Raw genomic sequence first — 15,400 nt, 5'->3', positions numbered from 1 at the left:
TCCGACCGGATCTGGTCGGCAGCCCACGACGGGTCCGGCCGGCGAACGGCGCGTCCTCACTCGGGCAGCACGGCCATCCTTGGCGGAGGGTAGGAGTCCCGCGGACCCTTCTGCCAGCGTTCGGGGTCCCAGACGGTCGACTGCCGTACCTCGAACTGCCACGGGAGGACGCGGTGGGCCGGCGCCTGGGCCCGACCGGCGATCACGTCCAACAGCAGTTCCGCGGCCGCGTTGCCGAGGTTCCAGGCCGGTGTGCCGAGCGTGGTCAGCGCGGGATACATCGTGAGCGAGAACGGGTTCGTTCCGTATCCGGCCACCGCAACATCCCGACCCGGCTCCATGCCACGTTCCCGGATCGCGCGGTAGACCCCGAGGGCGATGTAGTCGTTCCCGGCGAAGATCGCGGTGGGCGGGTCCGCTGAGTCCAGGAGCACGCCCGCCCCGACGTGGCCGCCCTCGTCCATCGGGTAGCGCACCTGCCGTACGAGGTCCGGGTCCACCCGCAGGTCCGCGGCCGCGTGGGCGCGCTCGTACCCCGTCGCGCGGTCCGCCCAGACACCCACCTCCGGCGGACCGAGCAGCAGACCGACCCGGAGGTGGCCCAGGGACAACAGGTGTCGGGTGACCGTCTCTCCGCCGGACACGTCGTCGGAGTAGACGCAGTTGGCTCGCCCGGGGTCGAGGCGTCGTTTGATCACGACGTAGGGAACGCCGGTCGCGTCGAGCAACCGCAGCGTCTCCTCGGTGATCGTGCGGGTGAGGTGCACGAGCAGCCCGGTCAGCCCGCACACGGTCGGGGTGGCGAGCATGGTCTGGAGGTCGCTCGTACCGACCGACATCGGATGGACGAGCGCACTCTGCCGGCTCGCCGCCTCGGCGGCCCCGTGCACCATGTCGCCGAAGGCGGCGTCGTTGCGCCGTCCGAAGGTGCGCTTGGTCAACCCGCCGAACAGCAGTCCGATGGTGGGACCGTTGCGCGGTGTGGACGCGGCCACGAAGGTGCCCCGGCCGCGCACCCGCCGGATGAATCCCTCCGCCTCGAGGTCACTGAGTGCTCGCCGAACGGTGATGCGGCTGACGCCGTAGGTTTCGCACAGCGCCGCCTCCGACGGCATCGTGGCGTCCGGGGCCCAGTCACCGGCCATGATGTGGCGCTGGAAGAGGTTCTTCAGCTGCGCGTGGAGCGGAACGAAGCTCGCTCTGTCGATCGGCATGGACTCTCCTGGAAAGGCCCGAGTTGTAATAACACCATTACCTCAACATGCCGCAGCCAGTCTGTGTCCGAAGTTGTCCCGTACCTGCCTACTTGCTTAGCCTCCGACATGCACAGACCCCTTCGGACCTGTCTCCAGCCTGCACGCCGGGCACGATCTGCCAAGCCCCACAGGGAGCTTGGCGAACCTGGCCAGAACGATTGACCCTTCTGAACGCACGTTGGTATAACAGCCTGACTGCCTGACGGGTAATTGCGTCGGTGCGGGGAATCACGGTTCTTCTGCGAAACATGCGCGCTCGCCTGGGTGGGACACGTATCTGCGAGGAGGTCGTGGCAAAGACCTTCACGTATGTGCCTCCCTGACGAGAGAACAGACCGGACGCCGGGCCCTCTTACAACGTGGAAACCGGCACCCGGATGTCCTGGAAGCAACGACGTCTCCACAACATCTGGCCACCATCGGATCTGGCCGCCGTCGGACTCGGCTCTGTCGAATCTGCCGACGGTTCTCCACGACCGTGAAGTCCGGTCTTCGAAATGGCATCGAATCCAGGCGGGACGCCCCGAGGTGGTGGCGTACCGAGGTACGAAAGGTCGAAATCGGGGCGACCGAAATGGCGAGGCGAGGAGGCCCCCTGTCATGACACGCGTCGGCAACCCAGTAGGTCGTAGGCAGTTCGTCGGTGGCGTTGCTGCGCTCGCCGGGTCGGCCATGCTCACCGGATGTGGGATGGGCGCCGGAGGAGGCGGCGGCGACAACAAGTCGATGACCTTCCTCAACGACGCCGCCCTGAAGGGCACACCGTTCCAGTCGGTGGTGGACGCCTTCCAGAAGGAGAGCGGCATCAAGGTCACCGTCCAGCCGGTGCCAGCCGAGTACGACACGAAGTTCCGCACGGTGCTCGCCAGCGGCGCACCGCCGGACCTCGTGAAGATCAACGACGACTACGTCAAGGGCATCTCCGCCTCGGGCGCACTGCTCGACCTGCGGGAGTTGATCGAGAAGGAGAAGGTCGACACCTCGAAGTTCGAGCAGAACCTCTACAACTTCCCGAAGCAGGAGGACGGCAGCCACACGGCATGGGTGATCGGTCACTCGCCCCGGCTGATCTTCTACAACCCCGCGATGTTCAAGGCGGCGGGTCTCCCGTTGCCTCCGACGACCTGGTCGGCCGAGAACTGGACGTGGGACGACTTCCAGGAGACGGCCAAGAAGCTGACCATTCCCGGCAAGCAGTACGGCGCCCTGGTCTACCTCGACACCGGCTTCGAACAGACCTTCAGCATCAACAACGGAAGCCCGGACGGCATCTACTCCAAGGACGGGACGAAGTTCACCCTCGCCGACCCCAAGGGCGCCGAGGCGGTGCAGTGGGCGACCGACCTGACCTGCAAGGCGAAGGTCCAGCCGGCCTGGGGTGACATCCAGGGCGACAACGCCGACCTGCAGATGTTCGCGCAGGGCCGGCTCGCGATGATGTTCGCCCAGTTCAGCGTGGTCCCCTACCTCGAGCAGGCGGTCAAGGGCATGACCTGGGACGTCGCCCCGCCACCCGCGGGACCCTCCGGTCAGCTCACCGAGTCCAGCGTCATGACCTACGCCATCCCGAAGAAGGCCAAGAACCCCGAAGCCGCCTTCAAGCTGCTCGCCTACCTCACCAGCAAGGAGGGCGGGGAGACCTTCGCCAAGGGTAAGCAGTGGCTGCCGATGAACAAGGACGCCCTGTCCGCGCTCGCCGGGCCGCCCCAGCACATCGAGCTGTTCAAGGAGGCGGTCGGCCACTCGACCCTCCCGAACCAGACGCTCGACACCCTCGGCGCCCGTCAGATCTACCGGCCGGCCCTGGAGAAGGTCTACAACTGCGAGTCCCAGGCAAGCGGCGTGCTCCAGTCCGTCAAGGCACAGGTCGAGAAGATCATTAACAAGGGCTGAGGCGGTCAGCAACTCTCATGAACCCAACGGTCACTAAGGAAAGGAGCGCAGAGCTTCGCCCCTCCGGGGTCCGAGGCCTGCGCTCCAGTCCACGTATGCGTCAACTCGCGAAGTACGAGGGGTTCCTCTACATCGCCCCACTCATTCTGGGGATCGTGGCCTTCCAGGCCATCCCCATCTTCGTCTCGATCTACATGTCGTTCACCGACTGGGACGGCATCACCCCACCGGTGTTCGTGGGCCTGGGCAACTACCAGGAGATGTTCACCGCCGACCCGTTGTTCCTGGAGACGCTGCGCAACACGATCGTCTTCACGGTCCTCGCGATCCCGTTGACGACCGGGCTCGGCTTCATCCTCGCCCTGCTGTGCAACCGGAAGCTGCGCGGCATCGCGCTGATGCGGGCGGCCTACTTCGCGCCCTACATCACCAACGTGGTGGCGGTCGGCTACATCTGGTTCTGGCTCTACAGCCCCGAGCGCGGACCGATCAACGCCGTGCTGGGCATGGTCGGTATCGACGGTCCGGCCTGGCTGTCGAACTCCACCTGGGCGTTGCCCGCGGTGGTCATCGTCAGCGTCTGGCAGGGCGCCGGGTATCCGATGGTGATCTTCCTCGCCGGTCTGCAGGGCATCCCGAAGGACCTCTACGAGGCGGCCGAGATCGACGGCGCGAGCGCCTGGAAGCGCATCTCGCAGATCACGCTCCCGCTCCTCACGCCACAGATCTTCTTCGTGGCGGTGACGCAGTTCATCACGTCGTTCCAGGTGTTCGGCGTCATCTACGTCATGACCCACGGTGGCCCTGGTCACTCGACCAGCGTCTACATCTACTACCTGTACCAGATGGCGTTCGCGTCCGGGAGGCTCGGCTACGCCTCGGCGATGGCCTGGCTGCTGTTCATCATCCTCGGCCTGGTGACCTACGGACAGTGGAAGCTTCAGCGAAGGTGGGTGTTCTATGGCTGACCAACGTACCAACCCCACGTTGGCCAGAGTGCTGGACGTGATCACGTACATCGTGATGATCGGCCTCGCCATCGCGTTCGTACTGCCACTGCTGTGGATGATCGGTGCGTCGCTGAAGGAGGAGGGTCAGGTCCTCGCCGTCCCACCGACGTTGTTCCCGAGCCAGCCGCAGTGGGCCAACTACGTGCAGGTGCTCGAACTCATCCCGGTGTTCTTCTGGAACAGCGTGAAGCTCGCGTTCATCAACGTCTTCGGACTGCTGATCGTCGCGTCCCTCGCGGGGTTCGCGTTCGGGCGGCTGCGCTTCCCGGGCCGAGACATCCTGTTCCTGGTGGTGTTGGCCACCGCGATGATCCCCGGCATCGCCTACCTCATCCCGCAGTACCTCATCTTCCGGCAGATCGGCTGGATCGACACCCAGTTCCCGCTGTGGGTGCCGCGGGTCTTCACACCGGTCTTCGCGACGTTCCTGATGCGGCAGTACTTCAAGACCCTGCCGCAGGAACTCGAGGACGCCGCCCGGGTGGACGGAGCCGGGACGTTCACGGTGTTCTGGCGGATCATGCTGCCGCAGACCACTCCGGCCCTCGCGGCGATCTCCATCTTCACCTTCCTCGACTCCTGGAACGACCTCTTCGGGCCGCTGATCTACATCAACTCCGAGAACCTGCAGACCCTGCCGGTGGCCCTCGCGCAGTTCCAGAACGAGTACTTCACCCAGATCACGCTGCTGATGGCGGGCGCGACCATCGCGGTGCTACCGGTGATCCTGGTCTACATCTTCGCCCAGAAGTACTTCATCCAGGGCATCACGATGACCGGACTCAAGGGATAGCGAGCAAAGCGACTCCCGCACACCTGAAGGCCCGGACCGTCAGCCACCGCTGCGGTCCGGGCCTTCGAGTTCGGCGACCAGACCCGCCTCGATCGCGCTCATGTGCATGGACATCAACTGGCTGGCCCGGCGCGGATCACGCTGCCTGATGGCGCCCAGCACCAGCTCGTGGTGCTCCAGGAACTGTTCGGCCGCGTGGACCCGGCTGCGGGAGCGGTGCTTGAGGTCGCTCCACGTCTGTTCGTGCATGAGCTCGATGAGGTTCTGCTCCAGCGCCAGCAGGACGCCGTTGTGGGACGCCGCGGCCACCGCCAGATGGAACGCCAGGTCCGCTCCCGTGGGGTCCTCGCCCTGCTGGGTGAGCCGCGCCTGTTCACGCAGCGCCGACTCCAGCTCTTCCAGGTCGGCCGGCTGGTGCGCCGTCGCCGCGTGTGCGGCGCAGACGGGCTCGATGGCCGCGCGGGCGACGATCAGGTCGAGGGGGCTGTGCTCGCCGATGGCCGCCGCCTGGGCGCGCAGCATGGCCGTCGGGGAGCGGCCCCCGTCCGCGACATAGGTGCCGCTGCCGACGCGGACGTCCAGCACGCCGGCGTGCTCCAGCACCCGGATCGCCTCCCGCAGCGAACCGCGACTCACCGACAGCTGGTCGGCGAGCGCCCGTTCGGCGGGCAGCGCGCTACCAGGGGGAAAGGTGCCGGCGGAGATGGCGCGCAGGATCTGGTCGACCACCGCCGCGTAGACCTTGGAACGCTCGACCGCGCGGAAGGCATCAGTTGGTTGGACCACCGGACCTGTTCACCACCCTCCTCCGACGGGAAGCCGCCTCCCGCCAAGCGAAAACCAGTCGGCTCGACCGGCAACGGTCAGCCTGCCTTGACGGGTGGTAACCGTCTCCCTAGAGTCCGGAACTGGCTGGGTGGTTGGACCAATCAGGTCGGATTCGAGTGTCGAACGTCGTACCCAGCTCGACGATGCGGTTCTCGAGCTATGCGAGCGGGAGGACACGGCGTGACGACGGTGGGATTCATCGGGCTGGGAATCATGGGTCTGCCCATGGCCACCAACCTGGTCACCGGGGGCTTCGAGGTCATCGGACACAACCGCAGTCCCGGCAAGGTGGCGACGTTCGCCGAACGCGGTGGCCGGGCCGCCAACGGCATCGCGGACGCGGTCCGCGACGCCGACGTGGTGGTGACGATGCTGCCGGACTCTCCAGACGTCGAGGCGGTGATGTACGGATCCGACGGCGTCTTCGCCAACGCCAAGCCCGGCACGCTGGTGATCGACATGAGCACGATCCGCCCGGACGTGGCCGCGAAACTCGCCAAGGACGGTTCGGCGAACGGACTCCGGGTCCTCGACGCCCCGGTCAGCGGCGGCGAGCAAGCCGCGGTTGACGGCATTCTCTCTGTCATGGTCGGCGGCGCCCCCGACGACGTGGCCGCGGCCCGCCCCGTTCTGGAGAAGCTGGGCCGCACCATCATGCACGTCGGGCCGGCCGGCTCCGGGCAGACCGTCAAGGCGGCCAACCAGCTCATCGTCGCGGGCACGATCGGCCTGGTCGCGGAGGCGCTCGTCTTCCTCGACGCCCACGACGTCGACACCCGCTCGGCGGTCGAGGTGCTCGCCGGCGGACTGGCCGGCAACGCCATCTTCGACCGCAAGGTCGAGGGCATGCTGGCCCGCAACTTCGCGCCCGGGTTCCGGCTGGCCCTGCACCACAAGGACCTGGGCATCGTCTCCGCGGCGGCCCGCGACGCCGGGGTGGCCACACCACTCGGCTCCGTCGCCGCACAGCTGGTGGGGTCGATGGTCGCCCGCGGCGACGGGGGACTGGACCACACCGCACTGCTGAGGTTGGTGGAGGAACTGTCCGGGCGTTCACGGGAGGACGACCCGGCCTAGGGAGCGTGCTCACCGCTTGGAAGAGGAGACGTGATGACCGAACGAGTGAACGTTCTGGTGTGCGGGAGCTTCTCGGAGGAGGAACGCGCGCGCATCACGGCGGTGGCCTCCGACGCGACGCTGGAGTTCCTCGACACTGACAAGGACGTGGAGGGGCGGGTCGCCACCGCCGACGGCGTCGCCGGACACGTCAGCCCGGAGGCGCTGGCCAAGGCCGAGCGGCTGCGGTGGGTGCACAGCTGGGCCGCCGGCCCCGACCGTGACCTTTACCCGGAGATGCTCGCGAGCCCGGTGACGCTGACGTCGTCCAAGGGCAACGGCGGCATCCCGCTCGCCGAGCAGGCGATGCTCCTCATGATGATGCTCAACCGCAACGCCATGCGCTGGGTCGACGCCCAGCGCGACAACAGGTGGGAACGCTTCACCCATCCCGAACTCGCCGGCCTCACCTGCGGCATCATCGGCCTCGGCTACTCCGGCGCCGACCTGGCGAAGAAGGCGAAGGCCTTCCACATGAACGTGCTCGGCACCCGGCGCCAGGTCGACCGGCCGGTGCCGTTCGTCGACCAGCTGTACCGGCGGGAGGAGCTGCCGGCGCTGCTCGAGGCCTCCGACTTCGTGGTCGTGACCGCCCCGCGTACGCCGGAGACCATCGGGATGCTCGGCGAGGCGGAGTTCCGCGCGATGAAGCCGACGGCCTACTACGTCAACATCTCCCGCGGCGGTATCGCCGACGACGCGGCGCTGCTGCGCGCCCTGCAGGAGGGGTGGATCGCCGGCGCTGGGATCGACGCGCACGGCGTGGAGCCGCTCCCGTCCGACAGTCCGTTCTGGACCGCGCCCAACACGATCATCACCCCGCACAACGGCGCGACCACCCCGGGCACGCGGCGGCGCGGGATCGAGATCTTCGCCGAGAACCTCCGCCGGTTCCAGGCCGGCGAGCCGATGCTGAACATCGTGGACAAGCAAGCCGGGTACTGACGCCGGTCCTGACCCGGCCGAGCCGCAGAGCCTCCGCGGCAACCGTTCCGTCGCCGCCCGCCCGTCGGGCGGCGACGGTCCCCCTCCTACGTGGACAGGATGGGAGGACCAGTGACCGACAAGGCGACCTTGCCGGGGCCGACACCCGGCGCCGGAGTTGCGCGATACGGGGCCGGCCGACGCCGGACCGCGGGACGTCCGGGCAGAGTGCGGCGGGCGCTCACGCCGTACCTCTTCCTGCTTCCCTGGATCGTCGGGGTCATCGCCGTCACGCTCGGACCGATGGCGGCGTCGCTCTACCTGTCGTTCACCGACTACAACCTCGTCGGCCGGCTCAACTGGGTTGGGTTGGACAACTACCGCCGGATGTTCACCGACGATCCGCGCTTCTTCGCCGCGGCCGGGGTGACCTTCCGGTACGTCCTTCTCTCCGTCCCGCTGCAACTCGCCTTCGCCCTGGCCCTCGCGCTGCTGCTCAACCGGGGAGTGCGCGGTCTGTCGATCTACCGCTCCGTCTACTACCTTCCGTCCCTGCTCGGCAGCAGTGTCGCGGTGGCGATCCTGTGGCGACAGGTGTTCGGCCGGTCAGGGCTGGTCAACCGGGCGCTGGAGGTCGTGGGGTTCGAGAACCTGCCGAACTGGATCGCGACACCACAACACGCGCTCCAGACCCTCGTCGTCCTGAACGTGTGGACCTTCGGCTCACCGATGATCATCTTCCTGGCCGGCCTCCGCCAGATACCGACGGAACTCTACGAGGCCGCCTCGGTGGACGGCGCCGGCTCGGCCCGGAAGTTCGCGATGATCACGGTGCCGTTGTTGACGCCGGTGATCTTCTTCAACCTGATCCTGCAGATGATCCACGCGTTCCAGGCGTTCACCCAGGCCTACATCATCAGCGGCGGGAACGGTGGGCCGGTGGACTCCACACTCTTCTACACGCTGTACCTGTACCAGAAGGCATTCACGGACTTCGACATGGGCTACGCCTCCGCGATGGCGTGGGTGCTGCTCGTCGTGATCGCGGCGTTCACCGCGATCGCGTTCTCCACCTCGCGCTACTGGGTCTACTACGGCGGTGACCGTTGAGTACGACGGAAAGCGACACGGAGCGGACGGCCGGTGGTAGCCAGCAGTTGGCCACCCATGGCCTGCTGGTGCTCTTCGGGATCGTGATGATCTACCCGCTGCTGTGGATGGCCTCGAGTTCACTGAAGCCGAACAACCTGATCTTCACCGAACCTGGGCTGCTGAGCGGGGCCTGGACCCTCCGCAACTACGTCGACGGCTGGAACCAGCTCGGCATCCCGTTCGGCCAGTTCTTCATGAACTCCTTCACCATCGCGGTGATCTCGGTTCTCGCGAACCTCGTGTCGTGTTCGCTTGCCGCCTACGCCTTCGCGCGCATGTCGTTTCGGTTCAAGCGACCGATGTTCGCGCTGATGCTCGGCACCATCATGCTGCCGTTCCACGTCGTGGTCGTGCCGCAGTACATCCTCTTTCACGCACTCGGCTGAGTGAACACCTTCTACCCGCTGATCGTGCCGAAGTTCCTCGCCGTCGACGCCTTCTTCGTCTTCTTGATGGTGCAGTTCATCCGCGGGATTCCACGCGAACTGGACGACGCCGCGGCGGTCGACGGCTGCGGCGCGTTCGGCATCTTCTGGCGCATCATCTTCCCGCTCATGCGGCCGGCACTGGCGGTGACCGCCGTGTTCACCTTCATCTGGTCCTGGAACGACTTCTTCACCCCGTTGCTCTACCTCACCGATCAGCAGCTCTACACCGCCCCGGTGGCACTCAACTCCTTCCTGGACTCGACGGGTGAGTCCGACTGGGGCGGCATGTTCGCGATGTCGATCCTCTCGCTGGCGCCGATCTTTCTGGTGTTCGTGGTCGCCCAGCGGCATCTGGTGCAAGGCATCGCCACGACAGGTCTCAAGTAGCCGGTGGATCGTCCGGTCTGGCGTTCGCGGAAGGTTGCGAGGACATGGCACACGTACTCAACAGGCGGGACCTGCTCAGAACGATCGTCTTCTCGGCCGGACTGCTCGGGGCGGCCGGCTGCGCGGGATTCGGCGGCGGTGGCGGCGGCTCGGAGGGGAGCGGCAGCCTCAAGGTGGCGTGGTGGGGCGACGCGGACCGGGCAGCGCTCTACCGCAAGGCTCTGAAGCTCTTCACCACCGACAACTCCGGCACCGCTGTGACCTCGGAGTTCGCCGACCTCGACCCCTACCTGAAGCGGCTCGCCACCCAGGCGGCGGCCGGTGAACTCCCCGACGTCATGTGGATGCGAGACACCCACGTCGGCCGGTACGCGAGCTCGCGTGCGCTCCTCGACCTGAGCAAGTACGTCGGTGACACGATCGACGTCGGCGCGCTCGGCGACGCCGCGGTCGCGGACGGGAAGGTCGGCAGCGGTGTCTACGCGCTGCCGACCCACTACGTCGGTCAGGCGGTGTTCGTCGCCGGCGCCGAGCTCCAGAAGGCCGGTGCGACCTACCCCACGGAGGCCACCTGGGACGCCATCGCCGAGCTGGCCCGTGGCCTCACCAGGAAGGGAAGTTTCTGGGGCTGCACCGACCCGACCCTCGGCGACACCCAGCGACACTTCGAGGCCTACGTCCGCCAGTCAGGGGCGGAGCTGTTCGACACCTCCGGCCAGGTCGGCTTCGGCGCCGACGTCCTCGGCGACTGGCTGGACTACTGGGCCAAGCTCCGCGCCGACGGAACGATCCCTCCGCCCGACGTCGAGATCGAGGCCGACGCCAGCAGCGAGCAGAACCTCCTGGTCACCGGTAAGGCAGCGATCCTGTGGGAGAGTTCGAACCACTACCCGCAGGTCAGCGCGCTGCTCAAGGGGCCGCTGGAGATGTACAGCATGCCGACGCTGGCCGGCGGGTCCAAGGACTGGTGGTTCTTCCCGCCCATCCTGATCTCCGTCAGCGCGAAGACCAAGGAGCCCGAGCTCACCGCGAAGATGCTCAACTTCTTCCTCAACGACGAGAAGGCCGCCGACATCACCAAGGTCAACCAGGGCGCCCCGTCGTCGGAGAAGATCCGGGAGCTCCTGGTTCCGGATCTGTCCGAACCCGAAGCGGCGTTCGTCGAGCAGATCAGCCGGGAAATGAAGAACCCACAGCGACCGAATCCAGTCCGCCCCGAGGGGAGTGAGCAGGTCAACGACGCCATCCGGCGTACCAGCCAGGACGTGGCCTACGGCCGGAAGAAGATCCCGGCCGCCGTCTCCGGATTCATGACCGAAGCGAAGCGTCTGCTCAGTTCCTGAGTTTCGGTGAACCGACGTGAACGCCAACTACCAGCAGCGACGTGGCGGCGCCGTCCGCCGGGCCGAGAGGAAGGTTGATGCAGCCGATGAGTACGACGGACCGGTGGTGGACCAAGCCCTATCGGACGTTCCAGACCAACCTGCGCGAGATCGACGCCGGCCTGGACGTGGAGCGCGTCCTCGACCACATCCAGGACATCGGTGCCGACACCTGGCTGTTGAACACCGCCGGCATCGTGTCGTTCTTCCCCTCCGCACTGCCGTTCCAGCACCCGAGCCCGTGGCTGTCCGAACGCGCGAGCGGTGACCTGATCGGCGACGCGGTGACGGCCGCGCACGCCCGGGGCGTCCGGGTCATCTCCCGGGTGGACTTCTCCAAGGTCCACCAGGACGTCGCCGAGGCACACCCGGACTGGTGCTTCGTCTCGCCGAAGGGCGAGCGGCAGATCTACAACGGCCTGTACAGCACCTGCCCCAGCGCCCCCTACTACCAGGAGCGGGCGTTCGAGATCCTCGGTGAGGTGCTCGACCGCTACCCGGTGGACGGGTTCTTCTTCAACTGGTTCGGCTTCAACGAGCGCGACTACTCCCGCCGCTACCACGGCATCTGCCAGTGCGTGCACTGCCAGACCAGGTTCGCGGCCACCTACGGCGTCTCCCTGCCACGCGACCCGGACTGGTCCGACCCGGCCTACACGCAGTGGCACGGCTACACCAAGTCCGTCCTCGACGACCTGGCCCGCCGGATCCGGGAGTTCCTCGCGAGCCGGCGTCCCGACGTCGCACTGATCCTGCGCGCCGACCCCGACGTCGTCTTCTACGAGGCGAACAACGCGATCGAACGACCCGAGCCGCTGTGGGTGTACGGCGTCGGCGAGTTCGTCCGGGAGTCACGGACGGCGGTGCCGGACAAGCCGGTGTGGGTCAACACGGTGATGTTCCTCGACCTGCCCTACCGCTTCACCGTCGAACAGCCCGGCTACCTCGGCCTGCACCTGACCCAGGCGATGGCGCACGGCGGGAACCCCTCGGCCTACATGATCGGTACGCCGGACCTGTTCGGGCGCGGCGACTTCGACGTGGTCGCCGACGTCCTGCGGTTCCACCGCGACCACCAGGACTACTACGAAGGACTACGCTCGGCGGCGCGGATCGCCCTGGTCTCCTCCGAGCGCAGCGCCCTGCACTTCGGCGAGACCGGTCAGGCGAAGGTCACCCGGGAGCTCCGCGGCATCTTCCGCGCCCTGGTCGAGAGCCACCTGCCCTTCGACATCCTTCCCGACGACAAGCTCGCCGAACTGGCGGAGTCCGGGCGACTCGCCGGCTACGACGCGTTGATCCTGCCCAACGTCGCCGTCCTGGACGAGAAACAGCGGGCGGTGCTCGACGCCTACGTCGACGGCGGCGGTGGCCTCATCGCCACCTCCGACACCGCGGCGTTCGACCCGACCGGGCAGGCCCGCGCCGAACTCGGGCTGGAGAGCCTGGGCGCGGCCAGGATCCTCGAACGCCGGGAGGGGCCGCACGCGATGCGCTCGGCCTACCTACGCACGAAGCCGGCCGGCGGGTCCGGTGTGCCCGGTGGGTCCGGCGGTTCCGGTGAGGACGCGCGGGCGCAGGGCACCGGCATGATCATGCTGGATCGGGCCTTCCTCTACGTGGAGGCGAAGCCGGACGCGGAGACCGGACTCCATCTCGTCCCGCCGTCGAGGTACGGCCCACCGGAGAAGTGTTACTGGGACATCGAGACCGAACACCCCGGCCTGCTCCTGCACCGGTTCGGTCACGGGAGCACGGCCTACCTGCCCTGGCCGGTCGGCTCGCTCTACCACGACCTGAGCCTGCCCGACCATCGCAAGGTGATCATCGACGCGGTTCACCAGGTGCTGCCCCGGCGTCCGCAGCTCACCACCGACGCGCCACCGCAGGTCGAGATCGCGGTCGGGAGTCAGGAGGAGTCGGGCCGTACCCTCGTCCATCTGATCAACTACTCCGGGCACCACGGGCGCGCGTTCCACGAGCCGCTGGAGATCCGCGACATCACGATCTCCCTGCACGGGGTCACCGCGACGAAGGCACGCTCGGCCCGTCTGGACACCGATCTCGAGGTGACCTCCGGGACGGGCAGTACCCAGGTCGTGCTGCCCTCCCTTGGTCGCTTCGACCTCCTCGTCCTGGAGTGAACGTCCCAGAGTGAGCATTCTGGGGTGAGCCCGTGGCCGAGTGAGACGTCCACCGAAGCGGCGGCCCGGTCCGTGTGGACCGGGCCGCGTTCGTGGGACGCCTCCTACCTCGGCCACCGGTCCACTACTGCTTGACGGCGCCGGCGAGGCCGTTGACGAAGAACCGCTGCAACAGCAGGAACAACACGATGATCGGCACCAGGGTGATCACCGAGCCGGCGCACAGCAGGGTCCACTGGGTGGAGTTCTCGCCGATGAAGGAGTACATCCCGACCGCGAGCGTGCGCAGGTCGGGTCGGGCCAGCGTGAACACCAACGGGATGAAGAAGCTGTTCCATGCACTGATCGCGGTGAACAGTCCCACGGTGGCGATCATCGGACCGGACAGCGGGAGCATGACCCGCCAGAAGATCTGGTGGAAGTTCGCGCCGTCGATGCGTGCGGCGTCCTCGAGTTCGGGTGCGATGGTCATGAAGTAGCCCATGAACAGGAACGTGCCGAAGACGATCCCGCCCGCCGCCTGGACGAGGATGATCGACCACAGGCTGTTGAGCAGGCCGAGCCGGTCCACCAGGTCGAAGGTGGGGATGATCGTGTACCCGTGCGGAAGGAACAGCGTCGTCGAGATCAGCACCAGGCAGACCTTCTTGCCCGGGAAGGTGGTGCGGGCCAACACGTACCCGGCCATGGCGGTGACGGCCAGCGTCGCGACCGTGGTGCCGGCGGTGATGAGCAGGGTGTTGAGGAAGTACCTCCCGAAGGAGGCCTGCTGCCACGCCTGGGCGTAGTTGGACCACACGAAGTTCTCCGGCAGCGGGTTGAGGCCGCGGTTGAAGAACTCGCCGTTGTCCTTGAGGGAGCTGCCCAGCGTCCACAGGAACGGGTACATCCAGGCGATCCCGGCGACCAGGAGCGCGACGTGGGCGAGTGCCCGCATGCCGCGGCCGCGGGTGGCCTGGCGGGAGGCGGGTACGCCGGGGCGCCGGTCGGTGAGAGCGATCGAGGTCATGGTTTTCGTCCCTACTGTCCGGCGCGGCGGCGAGCCAGTGAACGGATGACCAGCACCTGGACGACGCTGAATCCGATCAGGAGCAGGCCGTAGAAGAACGACGCCGCGGAGGCGAGCCCGACGTTGGGTTGGACGGCGCTCGACCCGAATCCGCCGAAGGCCAGGTGGTAGATGTAGGTGTTGACCACCTCGGTGGCGAAGAAGGGTCCTCCGTTGGTGAGTACCTGAACGAGGTCGAAGACCTGGAACCCGCCGATGACGGCCAGCAGCAGGATCACCACGCCGACCGAACGCAGCATCGGGATGGTGATGTAGCAGAACTGTGCGATCCGGCCGGCGCCGTCCAGCCTGGCCGCCTCGTACAACTCCTTGGGGATGGTCTGCAGCCCGGCGAGGAAGTAGATGAGGTTGTAGCCCAGGGTGTGCCAGATGCCGACCGCGATGATGATGCCCATCGCGAAGGTCGGGTCGCCCAGCCAGTCGATCGGTGCGTGGGTGAGCCCGAGCCCCGTCAGGCCGTTGTTGATCGTCGCCCCGAAGTTGGAGAACAGCAGCTGGAACACGACCCCGATGACGGCGGCGGAGGTCACCACCGGCAGGAAGAACAGCGTGCGGTAGAAGGTCGCGAAGCGCAGCCGCCGGTTGTTCAGGACCAGTGCGAGGGCGAGCGCAAGCACCAGTTGCACCGGGGTGACGATGGCGACGTAGACGAAGGTGTGCCGCACCGCGCCCCAGAAGATGTGGTCGCCCATCACCAGGACGAAGTTGTCCAGGCCCACGAAGGTGCTCGGGTCGCCGATGCCGTTCCACTGGTACAACGTGTAGCCCAGCGAGGCGCCGATCGGATACACCACGAACGCCAGCAGCAGCACCATCATCGGGCCGACGTACAGGTAGGACCAGCGGGCCGCCCAGGTCCTGCGCGCAAGGCTGGGTTGCCTACAACGGTTCGGGCCGGACGCGGGCGACGGTGCGGGTGCGCTCACCGTGGCCTCGCCGGGATGTGTGGAGACGGCCATCGGCGTCACCTCCGGGCATCGGGCGGCTCGCGAACCACTGGTCCGCGAGCCGCGCTCGG

General features: G+C 67.1%; 14 protein-coding genes. 10 read left to right on the top strand and 4 right to left on the bottom strand.

The window, feature by feature from the left end:
• Positions 1–56 precede the first annotated feature (56 nt).
• Positions 57–1,214, bottom strand: coding sequence for a GntR family transcriptional regulator (locus tag HEB94_RS48200; protein ID WP_192756041.1), 1,158 nt, complete (start codon positions 1,212–1,214; stop codon positions 57–59).
• Positions 1,215–1,856: 642 nt separating this feature from the next.
• Here HEB94_RS48200 and HEB94_RS48195 point away from each other — a divergent pair.
• The 3 genes from HEB94_RS48195 to HEB94_RS48185 all read left to right on the top strand — a co-directional run bounded on the left by HEB94_RS48195 (position 1,857) and on the right by HEB94_RS48185 (position 4,952).
• Positions 1,857–3,149 carry an ABC transporter substrate-binding protein gene (locus HEB94_RS48195; protein WP_192756040.1) on the top strand — a complete coding sequence of 431 codons (1,293 nt, stop codon included), beginning with the start codon at positions 1,857–1,859 and terminating at the stop codon, positions 3,147–3,149.
• A gap of 95 nt (positions 3,150–3,244) precedes the next feature.
• Complete coding sequence (locus tag HEB94_RS48190; RefSeq protein ID WP_238361818.1) at positions 3,245–4,117, top strand: carbohydrate ABC transporter permease; 873 nt, start codon at positions 3,245–3,247, stop codon at positions 4,115–4,117.
• Positions 4,110–4,952: a carbohydrate ABC transporter permease gene (locus tag HEB94_RS48185; RefSeq protein ID WP_192756038.1), complete on the top strand. Its 843-nt coding sequence runs from the start codon at positions 4,110–4,112 to the stop codon at positions 4,950–4,952. The genes HEB94_RS48190 and HEB94_RS48185 overlap by 8 nt, the downstream gene beginning before the upstream one ends.
• A gap of 39 nt (positions 4,953–4,991) precedes the next feature.
• Here HEB94_RS48185 and HEB94_RS54070 read toward each other — a convergent pair whose 3' ends face one another.
• Positions 4,992–5,738 (bottom strand): FCD domain-containing protein, encoded by a 747-nt coding sequence (locus tag HEB94_RS54070; RefSeq protein ID WP_192756037.1) that lies wholly within the window; start codon positions 5,736–5,738, stop codon positions 4,992–4,994.
• Between the two features lie 222 nt (positions 5,739–5,960).
• Between HEB94_RS54070 and HEB94_RS48175 the strand changes: the two genes are divergently transcribed.
• The 7 genes from HEB94_RS48175 (at position 5,961) to HEB94_RS48150 (ending at position 13,313) form a co-directional block, all read left to right on the top strand.
• Positions 5,961–6,857: an NAD(P)-dependent oxidoreductase gene (locus tag HEB94_RS48175; protein WP_337918491.1), complete on the top strand. Its 897-nt coding sequence runs from the start codon at positions 5,961–5,963 to the stop codon at positions 6,855–6,857.
• 33 nt (positions 6,858–6,890) lie between these two features.
• Positions 6,891–7,841, top strand: coding sequence for a D-2-hydroxyacid dehydrogenase (locus HEB94_RS48170; RefSeq protein WP_192756035.1), 951 nt, complete (start codon positions 6,891–6,893; stop codon positions 7,839–7,841).
• A gap of 111 nt (positions 7,842–7,952) precedes the next feature.
• Positions 7,953–8,930, top strand: coding sequence for a carbohydrate ABC transporter permease (locus HEB94_RS48165; RefSeq protein ID WP_337918490.1), 978 nt, complete (start codon positions 7,953–7,955; stop codon positions 8,928–8,930).
• Entirely contained in the window at positions 8,927–9,358 is a 432-nt protein-coding gene (locus tag HEB94_RS52015; protein WP_238361817.1) for a carbohydrate ABC transporter permease, read from the top strand. Before HEB94_RS48165 ends, HEB94_RS52015 begins: the two co-directional genes overlap by 4 nt.
• Positions 9,359–9,787, top strand: coding sequence for a carbohydrate ABC transporter permease (locus HEB94_RS52010; protein WP_337918489.1), 429 nt, complete (start codon positions 9,359–9,361; stop codon positions 9,785–9,787). It begins immediately after the preceding gene.
• A 44-nt stretch (positions 9,788–9,831) separates the two neighbouring features.
• A complete protein-coding gene (locus HEB94_RS48155; RefSeq protein WP_192756033.1) occupies positions 9,832–11,130 on the top strand; it encodes an ABC transporter substrate-binding protein in 1,299 nt (432 codons plus the stop codon).
• Between the two features lie 86 nt (positions 11,131–11,216).
• Positions 11,217–13,313 carry an alpha-amylase family protein gene (locus HEB94_RS48150; RefSeq protein ID WP_192756032.1) on the top strand — a complete coding sequence of 699 codons (2,097 nt, stop codon included), beginning with the start codon at positions 11,217–11,219 and terminating at the stop codon, positions 13,311–13,313.
• Positions 13,314–13,437: 124 nt separating this feature from the next.
• Here HEB94_RS48150 and HEB94_RS48145 read toward each other — a convergent pair whose 3' ends face one another.
• Together HEB94_RS48145 and HEB94_RS48140 are read right to left on the bottom strand one after the other, a co-directional pair.
• Entirely contained in the window at positions 13,438–14,322 is an 885-nt protein-coding gene (locus tag HEB94_RS48145) for a carbohydrate ABC transporter permease (RefSeq protein WP_192756031.1), read from the bottom strand.
• Between the two features lie 11 nt (positions 14,323–14,333).
• Positions 14,334–15,341: a carbohydrate ABC transporter permease gene (locus tag HEB94_RS48140; protein WP_192756030.1), complete on the bottom strand. Its 1,008-nt coding sequence runs from the start codon at positions 15,339–15,341 to the stop codon at positions 14,334–14,336.
• Positions 15,342–15,400: the final 59 nt, after the last annotated feature.

The sequence above is a fragment of the Actinopolymorpha pittospori genome (genome assembly GCF_014873875.1).
GTDB lineage: Bacteria > Actinomycetota > Actinomycetes > Propionibacteriales > Actinopolymorphaceae > Actinopolymorpha > Actinopolymorpha pittospori.
Note: the sequence above shows the minus strand (reverse complement) of the source record. Positions and strands in the feature narration are given on the sequence as shown.

Bases quoted from the DNA above. Each gene is read 5' to 3' on its own strand.
- HEB94_RS48150 (WP_192756032.1), top strand. From the start codon at position 11,217: ATGAGTACGACGGACCGGTGGTGGACCAAGCCCTATCGGACGTTCCAG.
- HEB94_RS48170 (WP_192756035.1), top strand. From the start codon at position 6,891: ATGACCGAACGAGTGAACGTTCTGGTGTGCGGGAGCTTCTCGGAGGAG.
- HEB94_RS48200 (WP_192756041.1), bottom strand. From the start codon at position 1,214: ATGCCGATCGACAGAGCGAGCTTCGTTCCGCTCCACGCGCAGCTGAAG.
- HEB94_RS48145 (WP_192756031.1), bottom strand. From the start codon at position 14,322: ATGACCTCGATCGCTCTCACCGACCGGCGCCCCGGCGTACCCGCCTCC.
- HEB94_RS48140 (WP_192756030.1), bottom strand. From the start codon at position 15,341: ATGGCCGTCTCCACACATCCCGGCGAGGCCACGGTGAGCGCACCCGCA.
- HEB94_RS48190 (WP_238361818.1), top strand. From the start codon at position 3,245: ATGCGTCAACTCGCGAAGTACGAGGGGTTCCTCTACATCGCCCCACTC.
- HEB94_RS48155 (WP_192756033.1), top strand. From the start codon at position 9,832: ATGGCACACGTACTCAACAGGCGGGACCTGCTCAGAACGATCGTCTTC.
- HEB94_RS48195 (WP_192756040.1), top strand. From the start codon at position 1,857: ATGACACGCGTCGGCAACCCAGTAGGTCGTAGGCAGTTCGTCGGTGGC.
- HEB94_RS48185 (WP_192756038.1), top strand. From the start codon at position 4,110: ATGGCTGACCAACGTACCAACCCCACGTTGGCCAGAGTGCTGGACGTG.